This is a genomic window from Streptomyces sp. NBC_01198 (assembly GCF_036010485.1).
In the GTDB taxonomy this organism is placed as follows: domain Bacteria; phylum Actinomycetota; class Actinomycetes; order Streptomycetales; family Streptomycetaceae; genus Actinacidiphila.
Window position 1 is genome coordinate 6,370,001 of record NZ_CP108568.1, and the last position, 11,827, is coordinate 6,381,827.

Annotated in this window: 10 protein-coding genes, 2 rRNA genes and 1 pseudogene (1 of these 13 only partly in view); 10 read left to right on the forward strand and 3 right to left on the reverse strand. The window is 72.1% G+C overall.

Annotated features, from left to right (window positions below; all coding sequences use genetic code 11):
- The 4 genes from OG702_RS28300 to OG702_RS28315 all read left to right on the forward strand — a co-directional run.
- Positions 1-1,200: ribosomal RNA gene (locus OG702_RS28300) — 23S ribosomal RNA — on the forward strand (it extends 1,925 nt beyond the left edge of the window).
- A 137-nt stretch (positions 1,201-1,337) separates the two neighbouring features.
- Positions 1,338-1,454, forward strand: a 5S ribosomal RNA gene (gene rrf, locus OG702_RS28305).
- 276 nt (positions 1,455-1,730) lie between these two features.
- Positions 1,731-2,897 carry a hypothetical protein gene (locus tag OG702_RS28310; RefSeq protein ID WP_327291768.1) on the forward strand — a complete coding sequence of 389 codons (1,167 nt, stop codon included), beginning with the start codon at positions 1,731-1,733 and terminating at the stop codon, positions 2,895-2,897.
- Positions 2,882-3,772, forward strand: a complete 891-nt coding sequence (locus tag OG702_RS28315; protein WP_327293409.1) for a hypothetical protein — start codon at positions 2,882-2,884, stop codon at positions 3,770-3,772. The genes OG702_RS28310 and OG702_RS28315 overlap by 16 nt, the downstream gene beginning before the upstream one ends.
- A gap of 75 nt (positions 3,773-3,847) precedes the next feature.
- On the opposite strand, the gene OG702_RS28320 is transcribed toward OG702_RS28315, so the two are convergent.
- Positions 3,848-5,161: a DUF1015 domain-containing protein gene (locus OG702_RS28320; RefSeq protein WP_327291769.1), complete on the reverse strand. Its 1,314-nt coding sequence runs from the start codon at positions 5,159-5,161 to the stop codon at positions 3,848-3,850.
- Positions 5,162-5,236: 75 nt separating this feature from the next.
- On the opposite strand from OG702_RS28320, the gene OG702_RS28325 reads away from it, so the two are divergent.
- A complete protein-coding gene (locus OG702_RS28325; protein ID WP_327291770.1) occupies positions 5,237-6,241 on the forward strand; it encodes an HAD-IIA family hydrolase in 1,005 nt (334 codons plus the stop codon).
- Between the two features lie 237 nt (positions 6,242-6,478).
- Here the strand turns inward: OG702_RS28325 and OG702_RS28330 are convergent, their stop codons facing one another.
- Entirely contained in the window at positions 6,479-7,291 is an 813-nt protein-coding gene (locus OG702_RS28330; protein WP_327291771.1) for a siderophore-interacting protein, read from the reverse strand.
- Between the two features lie 168 nt (positions 7,292-7,459).
- On the opposite strand from OG702_RS28330, the pseudogene OG702_RS35565 reads away from it, so the two are divergent.
- Positions 7,460-7,777, forward strand: a pseudogene (locus OG702_RS35565) (ATP-binding cassette domain-containing protein); the annotation flags it as partial.
- A 168-nt stretch (positions 7,778-7,945) separates the two neighbouring features.
- On the opposite strand, the gene OG702_RS28335 reads toward OG702_RS35565, so the two are convergent.
- Positions 7,946-8,293, reverse strand: coding sequence for an SCP2 sterol-binding domain-containing protein (locus OG702_RS28335; RefSeq protein ID WP_327291772.1), 348 nt, complete (start codon positions 8,291-8,293; stop codon positions 7,946-7,948).
- Positions 8,294-8,454: 161 nt separating this feature from the next.
- Between OG702_RS28335 and OG702_RS28340 the strand changes: the two genes are divergently transcribed.
- Genes OG702_RS28340 through OG702_RS28355 form a run of 4 tightly spaced genes read left to right on the forward strand, consistent with a single transcriptional unit; the run spans position 8,455 to position 11,773 of the window.
- Positions 8,455-9,801: a hypothetical protein gene (locus OG702_RS28340; protein ID WP_327291773.1), complete on the forward strand. Its 1,347-nt coding sequence runs from the start codon at positions 8,455-8,457 to the stop codon at positions 9,799-9,801.
- On the forward strand, positions 9,794-10,039 hold the full coding sequence (locus OG702_RS28345; protein ID WP_327291774.1) for a hypothetical protein: 246 nt from the start codon (positions 9,794-9,796) through the stop codon (positions 10,037-10,039). Before OG702_RS28340 ends, OG702_RS28345 begins: the two co-directional genes overlap by 8 nt.
- Before the next feature lie 13 nt (positions 10,040-10,052).
- Complete coding sequence (locus OG702_RS28350; protein ID WP_327293410.1) at positions 10,053-10,862, forward strand: TlyA family RNA methyltransferase; 810 nt, start codon at positions 10,053-10,055, stop codon at positions 10,860-10,862.
- Between the two features lie 14 nt (positions 10,863-10,876).
- Entirely contained in the window at positions 10,877-11,773 is an 897-nt protein-coding gene (locus OG702_RS28355) for an NAD kinase (protein ID WP_442814741.1), read from the forward strand.
- Positions 11,774-11,827 lie beyond the last annotated feature (54 nt).

Consider the following 11,827-nt stretch of genomic DNA (forward strand, 5'->3'; position numbering starts at 1 on the left):
CCATGTCTGGTGATCCGATTTACTTGGTGAGCTGGGTGTGGCCGCAGAGACCAGCGAGAAGCGACTGTTTACTAAAAACACAGGTCCGTGCGAAGCCGTAAGGCGATGTATACGGACTGACGCCTGCCCGGTGCTGGAACGTTAAGGGGACCGGTTAGTCACATTTTGGTGTGGCGAAGCTGAGAACTTAAGCGCCAGTAAACGGCGGTGGTAACTATAACCATCCTAAGGTAGCGAAATTCCTTGTCGGGTAAGTTCCGACCTGCACGAATGGCGTAACGACTTCTCGACTGTCTCAACCATAGGCCCGGTGAAATTGCACTACGAGTAAAGATGCTCGTTTCGCGCAGCAGGACGGAAAGACCCCGGGACCTTTACTATAGCTTGATATTGGTGTTCGGTTCGGCTTGTGTAGGATAGGTGGGAGACTGTGAACTCCAAGCGCCAGCTTGGGGGGAGTCGTCGTTGAAATACCACTCTGGTCGTGCTGGATGTCTAACCTCGGTCCGTGATCCGGATCAGGGACAGTGTCTGGTGGGTAGTTTAACTGGGGCGGTTGCCTCCTAAAGGGTAACGGAGGCGCCCAAAGGTTCCCTCAGCCTGGTTGGCAATCAGGTGTTGAGTGTAAGTGCACAAGGGAGCTTGACTGTGAGACTGACGGGTCGAGCAGGTACGAAAGTAGGGACTAGTGATCCGGCGGTGGCTTGTGGAAGCGCCGTCGCTCAACGGATAAAAGGTACCCCGGGGATAACAGGCTGATCTTCCCCAAGAGTCCATATCGACGGGATGGTTTGGCACCTCGATGTCGGCTCGTCGCATCCTGGGGCTGGAGTCGGTCCCAAGGGTTGGGCTGTTCGCCCATTAAAGCGGTACGCGAGCTGGGTTTAGAACGTCGTGAGACAGTTCGGTCCCTATCCGCTGCGCGCGTAGGAGTCTTGAGAAGGGCTGTCCCTAGTACGAGAGGACCGGGACGGACGAACCTCTGGTGTGCCAGTTGTCCTGCCAAGGGCATGGCTGGTTGGCTACGTTCGGGAGGGATAACCGCTGAAAGCATCTAAGCGGGAAGCCTGCTTCGAGATGAGGGCTCCCACCCACTTGATGGGGTAAGGCTCCCAGTAGACGACTGGGTTGATAGGCCGGATGTGGAAGCCCTGTAAGGGGTGGAGCTGACCGGTACTAATAGGCCGAGGGCTTGTCCTCATTTGCTCGCGTCCACTGTTTGGTTCCCGGGTTGCGAACAGTCGCACCGGTGAACAGATCCACTAACTGAAAAGTGTGCTTGTTCGCTTGGACTCTGTCGAGGTCCCGCCGGCGCGGCGGGGCCGACCCGATAGCGTTTCGGTGGTCATAGCGTTAGGGAAACGCCCGGTCACATTCCGAACCCGGAAGCTAAGCCTTTCAGCGCCGATGGTACTGCAGGGGGGACCCTGTGGGAGAGTAGGACACCGCCGAACAATCTTTCCAGACCCCTGGTCCTGGCCTCAGCGCTAGGACCAGGGGTCTTTTTGCATGAGCGCTCGCCAAGCGCAGCTTCCCCGTGATCACGGGAGCCTTGTACTACAGCAGCACGATTCGAGGAGTCACGTCGATGTCCAACTCGCCTGAAGACCGGCCCGAGCGTCCCGAACGCCGGGACTCGCGCCCGAGCGGCGGTGGCGACCGCGGGGGTTACCGCAGTGGTGGCCCGCGCAGGGACGGCGACCGCCCCAGCGGTGGCGGCTTCCGCCGCGATGACCGACGTGACGACCGCCCCCGTGACGACCGCCCCCGTGACGACCGGCGTGACGACCGTCCGCGTGGTCCGCGTCGCGAGGGCGACCGCCCCGGCGGTGGCAGTGGTGGCGGCTTCCGCCGCGACGACCGCCCGACAGGTGGCGGTTTCCGCGGTGGCGACCGCCCCCGTTACGACCGTCCGGCCGGCGGCGGTGGCTTCCGCCGTGACGACCGTCCCGGCGGCGACCGGCCGCGCTTCAACGGCCCGCGTGATGACCGTCCGGGTGGTGACCGTCCTCGTTACGACGATCGGCGTGACGATCGTCCGCGTGGTCCGCGTCGTGAGGGTGACCGTCCCGGTGGTGGTGGCGGCTTCCGCCGTGACGACCGTCCTGGTGGTGACCGTCCCCGTTTCAACGGTCCGCGTGATGACCGTCCCGGTGGCGACCGGCCGCGTTTCAACGGTCCGCGTGATGACCGTCCCCGCTACGACCGTCCGCGTGATGACCGTCCGGGTGGTGACCGTCCTCGTTACGACGATCGGCGTGATGACCGGCCGCGTGGTCCGCGTCGTGACGGTGACCGTCCCGGCGGTGGCGGTGGCGGCTTCCGCCGTGACGACCGGCCTGGTGGCGACCGGCCGCGTTTCAACGGTCCGCGTGACGATCGCCCGCGCTACGACCGTCCCCGCGACGACCGCCCGAGCCATGACCGGCCGAGGGACGAGCGTCCCCGCTACGACGGTCCGCGCGATGACAGGCCGCGTTACGACCGTCCCCGCGATGACCGTCCGGCCCGTGACGACCGACCGCGCTACGACCGCCCCCGTGACGACCGACCGCATGACGACCGCCCCCGTGGGCCGCGCCGCGAGGACGACCGGGGCGGCTTCCGTCGTGACGACCGGCCCCGCGATGACCGTCCGGCCCGTGACGACAGGCCGCGTTACGACCGTCCCCGTGACGACCGCCGGGACGAGCGTCCGCGCGGTCCGCGTCGTGAGGACGACCGGTCCCGTGACGACCGCGGTTACGGCCGCAGGCCCGCCGTCGAAGGGCGCGGGCGGTTCGAGAACCGCGGTGGCAGGGACGACCGCCGCGAGGAGCGGGAGCCGGTGCGCCGGCTGCCCATCCCCGACGAGGTCACCGGCCACGAGATCGACCCGAGCGTGCGCCAGGAGCTGATGAGCCTGCCCAAGACGCTCGCCGACGACGTGGCGCGCAACCTGGTCATGGTGGCGCGGCTGCTGGACGAGGAGCCCGAGCAGGCGTACGCGTACTCGCGGATCGCCCTGCGGCTGGCCTCGCGTGTCGCGGCAGTCAGGGAGGCGGCGGGCTTCGCCTCGTACGCCAGCGAGCGCTACGCCGAGGCGCTGGCCGAGTTCCGGGCCACCCGGCGGATGACCGGCACGGTCGACCTGTGGCCCGTGATGGCCGACTGCGAGCGCGGCCTCGGCCGGCCCGAGCGCGCGCTGGAGATGGCGGGCGCGCCCGAGGTGCAGAAGCTCGACAAGGCGGGCCAGGTCGAGATGCGCCTGGTGGCCGCCGGCGCCCGGCAGGACATGGGCCAGGCCGAGGCGGCGGTGGTGACGCTGCAGAGCTCGGAGCTGGCGTCCAGCGCCGTGCACCCGTGGACCGCGCGGCTGCGGTACGCGTACGCCGACGCACTGCTGGCCGTGGGCCGGGAGCCCGAGGCGCGCGAGTGGTTCGCGAAGGCGCTGGAGGCCGACCAGAACGGCACCACCGACGCCTCCGACCGCCTCGCGCAGCTCGACGGCGTGGAGTTCGTCGACGCCTTCGAGGACGCCGACGAGGCCGACGAGGCGGATGACGCGGATGACGCCGGCCAGGCGGAAGCCGCGGACGACGCGGAAGCCGCGGATGACGCGGACGACGCCGATGAGGCGGACCCCGACGAGCCGGACGAGACCGTCGCCGTCGTCGTCACCGACGACGACAGCACGGCAGGCAAGGACAAGGACGCCGACCTGACCGACGAGGCCGACCCGGCCTCGTTCCTGGCCTCGCCCTTCCGCGAGCCCGCGGCGGGCGACGACTAGCCCGTCGATTCACGAGAGAGGGAGGCACCCGCACACCGCGGGTGCCTCCCTCTTTTTCGTGCCGTCGCGCGCGCGTCAGTCCAGGTCCAGGCTCCGCATGACCAGCCCGCTGGCCGGTTTCGGTCCGAAGGATGTCGACTTCCGCGGCATCATTACGCCCTGCCGGGCCAGGTCGCGCACCACGTGTTCGCGTACCGGGTGCATCAGCACCGCCGTGCCGCCGTGCCGCAGCGCCTGCTCGACGGCGTCGTCGGCCGCGTGGATGTAGCGGATGTCGTCGGGCGAGTCGGGGATCCGCCAGACCTGGTCGAGCAGCAGGGTGTGCAGGACGGTCGCGTCCAGGCGTCGCCATTGCGCCGGGCGGTCCGCGGGCACGCAGCGGTCGAGCGCGCCGGGGTCCGGGCGGTCCAGGAGGTATAAGCCGCTGTCCCCGGCGAGCAGGAAGGCGTTGCCGGCGTCCGCCGCGCCGGCCAGGGCGCCGAGGGCGGTGTCGAGGGGGTGGCCGGGCAGCTCGCGGACCCGGAAGAACGGGCGGGCGGCCTTCAGGGCGCGGTCGAGCGGCAGGCGTTGCAGGACGCGGTGGATGGCGCGGACCCGCAGCGGGTGGCGGGAGGTGTCGACCAGCAGCACCAGCCCGTAGTCCCACCCGGTGCCCGGCGGGTGCCCGGCCTGGAGCCTGCGGTAGGTGGCCCAGCGGTGGTGTCCGTCGGCGATCAGGGCCTGGCGGCCGGCCAGGTCGGCGCCGATCGCCGCGACCTCGGTCGGGTCGGTGAGCGACCACAGACGGTGGGCGACGCCGTCCTCGGTCGTCGTGTCGAGCAGCGGCTCGCGGGTGCCCGCGGTGTGCTCGATGAGGGCGGCGGTCACGTCACCGTCGCGGTAGGCGAGCAGCAGGGGTTCGAGGTTGGCGCGGGTGGCCCGCATCAGCGCCGCGCGGTCGGCGACCGGGCCCGGCATCACGTCCTCGTGCGGCAGCACGACGCCGTCCTCCGGCGGGGTGAGCCGCAGGGCGCCGATGACGCCGCGCTGCAGGTGGTCGCCGTCGCGCTGCTCGTAGACGTAGAGCGCGGGGTCCCGGTCGGCGGCGAGCACGCCCTTGTCCCGCCACTCGGCGAGGGTGCGGGCGGCCTTGCCGTGCCGGGCCTCCGGCGTCTCGGCGTCGGGAAGGATCAGGCGGACGACGTTGTACGGGTCGGCCGTCTCCAGGTGGCGCTGGCCGTCCGGCCGCACGACGACGTCGTAGGGCGGCGACGTGACCGCCGCGAGGCTGCCGACGCGCGCGGCGACGTACCGCAGGCCGCGGAAAGGGGTCAGGCGCAAGCCCTGCTCGTGGTCAGGACCGGGGTGTGGTCCGGAGTCGGGTCCGGGGTGGGGACCGGGAATGCTCATCAGCGCATGGTACGTCCGGCGGTGCGGATGGGGCATGATCGAGGAGACGACGACCTGCGAGGAGCGAGCACGCCCATGACCCACCGGACCAGTCCGAGCGGCAGCGAGAAGCCGCTGGACACCGCGTACGACACGGCGCTGCTGGACCTGGACGGTGTCGTCTACGCCGGCGGCGACGCCATCGCGCACGCCGCCGACTCGCTCGCCGCCGCGCGCTCCGACGGCATGCGGCTCGCGTACGTCACCAACAACGCGGCCCGTACGCCGCAGACGGTGGCGGAACACCTCAGCCGGCTCGGCGTGCCGGCCGGGGCGGAGGATGTCATCACCTCGGCGCAGGCCGTCGCCCGGCTCATCGCCGACCATGTGCCGGCCGGGTCGAAAGTCCTCGCGGTCGGCGGCGAGGGCCTTTTCGCGGCGCTGCGCGAACGCGGCCTCCAGCCGGTGGAGTCCGCCGACGACGCGCCCGCGGCGGCCGTGCAGGGCTACGGACCCGAGCTGCGGTGGTCGCAGCTCGCGGAGGTGACCTTCGCGGTGAACGCCGGGGTGCCGTGGTTCGCCTCCAACACCGACCGCACGATCCCGACGGCCCGCGGCATCGCGCCGGGGAACGGTGCGGCGGTCGAGGTGGTACGGATCGCCACCGGCGCCACGCCGCGGGTGGCGGGCAAGCCGCTGCCGCCGATGCACCGGGAGACGGTGCTCAGGACGGGGGCTCAGCGCCCCCTGGTCGTGGGGGACCGGCTCGACACGGACATCGAGGGCGCGCACGAAGGCGGGGTCGACTCGCTGCTCGTCCTGACCGGGGTCACGACGGCGTCCCAGCTGCTCGCGGCCGAGCCGCAGCACCGGCCGACCTACGTCGCCGCCGACCTGCGGGGGCTGCTCACCCCCCACCCGGCCGTCACCTGGGAGGACTCCCGCGCCCGCTGCGGCGGTTGGACCTGCGGCCCGGCGGGCGACGAGCTCGACCTCGCCGGCTCCGGCGACCCCCTCGACGGCCTCCGCGCCCTCTGCGCCGCAGCCTGGTCCCACCCCGACCTCGACCCCACCACCCCCCTCTCCCACCTCAACCTCTAACCAACCCCGCCCGCACGCCGCACCTGCGCCGCGCGGCCGCTCCCCTGGGGGGGGTGCCCTCTTCGGCAGAGGGCCCGGGGCGGGGGGAACTGCGCGCCAAGCCACGACCCACCGCAACGGGGACGCCCACCGCAAGGGGCAACTCCTCAGGGGCGTGGGGAACTGCGCGCCAAGCCACGACGCACCGGAACAGGAACGCCCACCGCAGGGGCGCAACCCGGGCGGCCGGGGGAAGGATCAGGTCACCGGGAGAAGCGCGTCCTCGGACGCACCCCGGCGCCAGTAGCCGGCGAAGGTGACGGCACCCGGGGCGAACGCGCGGGCACCGACCAGGTGCCGCCGCACCTCGCGGACGACACCGGCCTCCCCGGCCACCCACGCGTACGGCGCCCCCGCCGGGAACAGCGCGGCGGCGACAGCCGCGGGCAAGGCCCCGGGCCGGGTCAGCCAGCTGACCTCGGCCTGGCACTTCGTGGGGAGCTCGATGCGGTCCTCGGGGGAGCCGACCGAGATCCACGCCTTGACCACCGTGCCGGCCGGCAGCCACTCCAGGATGGCGGCGACGGCGGGCACCGCCGTCTCGTCGGCGCACAGCAGAACCCAGTCCGTGCCGGCCGGCGGCCGGAAGTCGACTCCGCCGTTGTCGGGCACGACGGGTGCCAGGAGGGTGAGCCGGTCGCCAGGCACGGCCCGGTTCGCCCACCGGGAGGCGGGCCCGAGGTCGCCGTGCAGGGCGAAGTCGATGTCGAGCTCGGCGGGTTCGCGGCCGCGTTCCCGCCGCACGTCCCGGATCGTGTACGTGCGCATGATGCCGCGCACCTCGGGATCGAGGGCCCGCCAGCCCGCGTACCAGTCGGCGTCAAGCACCTCGGGCAGTACCGGCTCGTCCTGCCCTTCCTGCGGCAGGAAGAGCTTGAGCCGCTGGTCCCGGCCGCCGCTGGCGACCGCGTCGAGGCCGGGGCCGCCGAGCACGACCCGCAGCAGCCCGGCGGACAGCCGGTGCGTGCGCAGCACGGTGGCCCGGAAGAAGTCGTAGGTGGGCGTGGACATGGCCTCAGCTCACCTTCTTCGCACGGCCGGCGTACTTGGCGCAGGAGAAGGTCTGCATGGTGGAGCGCCGCTCTGCTCGGGGGGTGAGTTACCAAGGTTAGGCTAACCTAACGTCCGCCGATCGGCGAGCCGACATCTCCACTCGACGACCTTCCCGGGAGCGCCGGCCTGACCACCCGTAATGCCGACACGTCGACTGGAGGACCGCGACTGGGAGCCGACGCGGACACCCTTGGATTCGACCAGCGCGTCGTCACGGAAAAGCCGATGTCGACTTACCGGACCACACCTTCACCGTGGTCGTCGGACCCAGCACATGCGGCAAGTCGACATTTCTGTGCGCGTCGGCCCGGCTGGTCAAGCCCGCGCGGGGCAGGAGGCGCTGCTGGACGGCGGGTGACCGGCACGCGGCCGGCCAAGTCGATGGCCAGGACTCTCGGGCTGCTCCCGGAGAGTTCGGCGGCACCTGACGGCGTCACCGTCGCCGCGCCGGTGGACGAACTGACCAGCGGGCAGCGGCAACGCGATGGCGCCGGCCCGGCAGACACCGCTACTACCCGGTGCGCCGCCGGACCATCGAGGACCCCGAAAGCGGTACGCCGCTGGCGATGCCCGCCGCACGGCGGCCCGTCAGGACCGTCCGCACCGGCGGGATCACAGCAGCGAGCGCAGCCGGATCACATCCCGCAGCGACGCCTGCACCTTGACCCGCCCGCTGCCCCACGCCTTGGCGAAGTTCAGCTCGCCGCCGACCATCGCCACCAGGTCGTCGCCGGACATGGCCAGCCGGATCTGCGCCTTGTCGGGCGGCGTGCCAGGCACGGTGACGACATCGGTGATCGTGCTGTCGGCGAGCCGCCCCACGAAGGTGACGTCCAGATCGGTGATCCGGCAGCTCAGCGAACGGTCCAGGGCGGTGGCGGCACGCGTGTCGTCCGCCGCCTTCGCCATGTTCCGCGACAGTTGGTCGAGTGCGGCACGGCACTCTTCGAGGGTGGCCATCGGCGCGGTGTCTTCCGGTCGAGCGGTACGTCCGGACGACGGTACCGCAGGCTCCGTCAACGGGCCGCAGCGGCGGAAGGCGGTAGCGTCATGACCACGGGGGTCCGCGCGCGGTCCACCGGGTGAACGATGTGTCAACGGCGAGGCGAGGAGTGAGAGCGATGCGGGACGCGCTGCGTACCTGTCTGCAGATCGCGGGCGGCCTGACCGAGGCCACCCGCCGCCGTACGGTCGATGCGGCCAGGGAACTGCTGGACCAGACCGGTATCGACGTCGATGCCGTCCAGCGGAAGATCGAGTCCGCCATCCCCGCGGAGGTGCAGACCCTCGCCGACGAGATGATGGCCACCGGACGGGCCAACCGCGACCTGCTGGTCGGGCTGATCCGCGAGGAGGTCGACAAGGGGCTGAACCGGGTGGGCCGGCTCGCCGACGAGGTGACGAAGGTCGGCGTCGTGCTGGAGACGCTCGAACGCCGCATCCGCAACCTGGAGTCGACCGACACCGAGGAGGAAGGCGCGGGGGCTGCGGGTGCGGCGGCCGGGGCCGGCGCCGCTGCCGCGAAGCCCAAGGCGGCGCCGTCCGAGCCGCCGCCGGTTCAGCACGTACGGGTCGAGGCCGACCCCGCCGCGCCGCCGCGCAAGGCGTCCGCCAAGAAGACGGCGCCGCCGGCGAAGAAGGCCCCGCCTGCCAAGAAGTCCGCCGCCCCTGCGGGGAAGAAGGCGGCGCCCGCGGCCCGTAAGACCGCGGCCGTGAAGAAGGCCACCACGACGAAGTCGGCGGCCGCGCACAAGACCACGGCGACGAAGAAGACCGCGGCCAGGAAGGCCGCGGCGACCCCGGCCCCCGACCGGACCCCGGCGACGCCGACCGCGAACCCCACGCGGACCACCACGGCGGGCGCGCCGAAGAAGGCCGCGGCGAAGAAGACGACCGCCACACCGGCCGCGGCGAAGAAGACCGCGGACACGCCGGACACGGCCGCTGCCGCGAGCGCTGCGGCCACCGCAGGTGCGGCAGGCGCCGCGGGCGCCACCAAGAAGACCGCGGCGAAGAAGTCGGCGGCCACTCCGGACGCGGCGAAGAAGACGACCGCCACGCCCGCGGCGGTGAAGAAGGCGGCCGCGAAGAAGGCCGCCAACACGCCCGGCACGGCGAAGAAGACGGCTCCCGCGCCAGACGCGGCCAAGAAGACCGCCCCCGCCGCGAACGGCGCGGCCAAGAAGACCGCCCCCGCACCTGACGCGGCCAAGAAGACAGCTCCCGCGACCAATAGCGCGGCGAAGAAGACCGCCGCCACGCCCGACGCCGCCAAGAAGACGGCCCCCGCCGCGAACGGCACGGCGAAGAAGACCGCCCCCGCACCTGACGCGGCCAGGAAGACGGCCGCCACGCCCGACACCGCGAAGAAGACCGCCGCCAACGGCCCGGCCAGGAAGACCGCCGCCGCGGCGAAGAAGGCGGCCGCGAAGAAGACCGCCTCCCCGGGCGGGACCGGGGATGAGTGAGACCACCGCGGAAGCGGCCGGCTACGGGGCCGCGCCCGCGCACCCCTCGGACGCGCCCGCGCGCCCCGAGCCGCTGGGGGTGACGGTCGCGCCGACGGGGAATGCTGACGTCGACACGGCGACGAGCCGCCTCGCCGACGCCGACGACCTGCCGACGCAGTCGCACATCGAGGTGTACGAGGATGTGCACCGCGGGCTGCGGGACGCGCTCGCCGCGCTGGACGAGAACAGGAGCTGAACCGTACGTGGCAGTGGCACGACGCCGACTCGACGCCGAGCTGGTGCGCCGGAAACTCGCGCGCTCGCGCGAGCACGCAAGCCAGTTGATCGCCGCCGGCCGGGTCACCGTGGGCGGCGCGACCGCCAGCAAGCCGGCGACGCAGGTGGAGACCTCGGCCGCCCTGGTGGTGGCCGAGGGCGGGGACGGCCCGGACTACGTGTCGCGCGGCGGCCACAAGCTGGCCGGGGCGCTGGCCGCCTTCCAGCCGCTGGGCCTGGACGTCGAAGGCCGCAGGGCACTGGACGCGGGCGCGTCCACCGGCGGCTTCACCGACGTGCTGCTGCGGGCCGGCGTCGCGCAGGTGGTCGCGGTGGACGTCGGCTACGGCCAGCTCGCCTGGTCGCTGCAGAGCGACCCCCGGGTCGTGGTCGAGGACCGCACGAACGTGCGGGAGCTGACCCTCGACCACATCGACGGCGATCCGGTCGGCCTGGTCGTCGGCGACCTGTCGTTCATCCCGCTCGGCCTGGTGCTGCCCGCCCTGGTGCGGTGCGCCACGCCCGACGCGGACCTGGTGCTGATGGTCAAGCCGCAGTTCGAGGTCGGCAGGGAGCGGCTCGGCAGCGGTGGGGTGGTCCGCAGCGCGCAGTTGCGGGCCGAATGCGTGACGAAGGTCGCCGGGCAGGCGGCGGAGCTCGGCCTCGGGGTGCTCGGGGTCACCGCGAGCCCGCTGCCCGGGCCTTCGGGGAACGTGGAGTATTTTCTGTGGCTGCGCGCCGGTGCGCCCGCGCTGGACCCGGCCGATGTCGACCGTGCTGTGGCGGAGGGGCCGAACCGGTGACCATCAAGAGCGACCTGCAGGACCGTACCGTCTTCCTGCTCACCCACACCGGCAGGGCTGCCGCGATCCGCAGCGCCGAGCGGGTCGTGCAGGGCCTGCTGCGCTGCGGTATCGGTGTGCGGCTGCTCGCCGACGAGGCCGTCGACCTGCCGCTGCCCGCGGAGGTGGAGCAGGTCACCGAGGCCGGCCCCGAGGCGGTCGAGGGCTGCGAGCTGATCATCGTGCTGGGCGGCGACGGGACGCTGCTGCGCGGCGCGGAGTTCGCCCGCGCGTCGGGTGTGCCGCTGCTGGGCGTCAACCTCGGCCGGGTCGGCTTCCTCGCCGAGGCCGAGCGCGACGACCTGGACAAGGTCGTGGACCGGGTCGTCACCAGGGAGTACGAAGTCGAGGAGCGGATGACCCTCGACGTGCTGGTGCGCAACGACGGCCGGATCGTGCACACCGACTGGGCGCTCAACGAGGCCTCGGTCGAGAAGGCGTCCAGGGAACGGCTGCTCGAAGTCGTCACCGAGGTCGACGGCCGCCCCGTCTCCCGCTTCGGCGGCGACGGCGTGGTCTGCGCCACCCCGACCGGCTCCACCGCCTACGCCTTCTCCGCCGGCGGGCCCGTCGTCTGGCCGGAGGTCGAGGCGCTGCTGATGGTCCCGATCAGCGCGCACGCGCTGTTCGCCAAGCCGCTGGTGACCTCGCCGCGCTCGGTGCTGGCCGTCGAGGTGCAGCCGGAGACGCCCAACGGTGTGCTGTGGTGCGACGGCCGCCGCACGGTCGAACTGCCCGCGGGCGCCAGGGTCGAGGTCAGGCGCGGCGCCGTCCCGGTCCGGCTGGCCCGGCTCCACCACGCCTCCTTCACCGACCGACTGGTGGCGAAGTTCGCCCTCCCGGTGGCCGGCTGGCGCGGCGCCCCGGCGTGACCCGCCGCTGAGCGAAAGACCATTGCCGGGGGGCGGGCGTCGCGCCGGGGCCGG

Coding starts and splice junctions, on each gene's coding strand:
- OG702_RS28335 (WP_327291772.1), bottom strand. CDS start 8,293: ATGGCCACCCTCGAAGAGTGCCGTGCCGCACTCGACCAACTGTCGCGG.
- OG702_RS28330 (WP_327291771.1), bottom strand. CDS start 7,291: ATGTCCACGCCCACCTACGACTTCTTCCGGGCCACCGTGCTGCGCACG.
- OG702_RS28340 (WP_327291773.1), top strand. CDS start 8,455: ATGCGGGACGCGCTGCGTACCTGTCTGCAGATCGCGGGCGGCCTGACC.
- OG702_RS28345 (WP_327291774.1), top strand. CDS start 9,794: ATGAGTGAGACCACCGCGGAAGCGGCCGGCTACGGGGCCGCGCCCGCG.
- OG702_RS28320 (WP_327291769.1), bottom strand. CDS start 5,161: ATGAGCATTCCCGGTCCCCACCCCGGACCCGACTCCGGACCACACCCC.
- OG702_RS28325 (WP_327291770.1), top strand. CDS start 5,237: ATGACCCACCGGACCAGTCCGAGCGGCAGCGAGAAGCCGCTGGACACC.
- OG702_RS28310 (WP_327291768.1), top strand. CDS start 1,731: ATGACCGACGTGACGACCGCCCCCGTGACGACCGCCCCCGTGACGACC.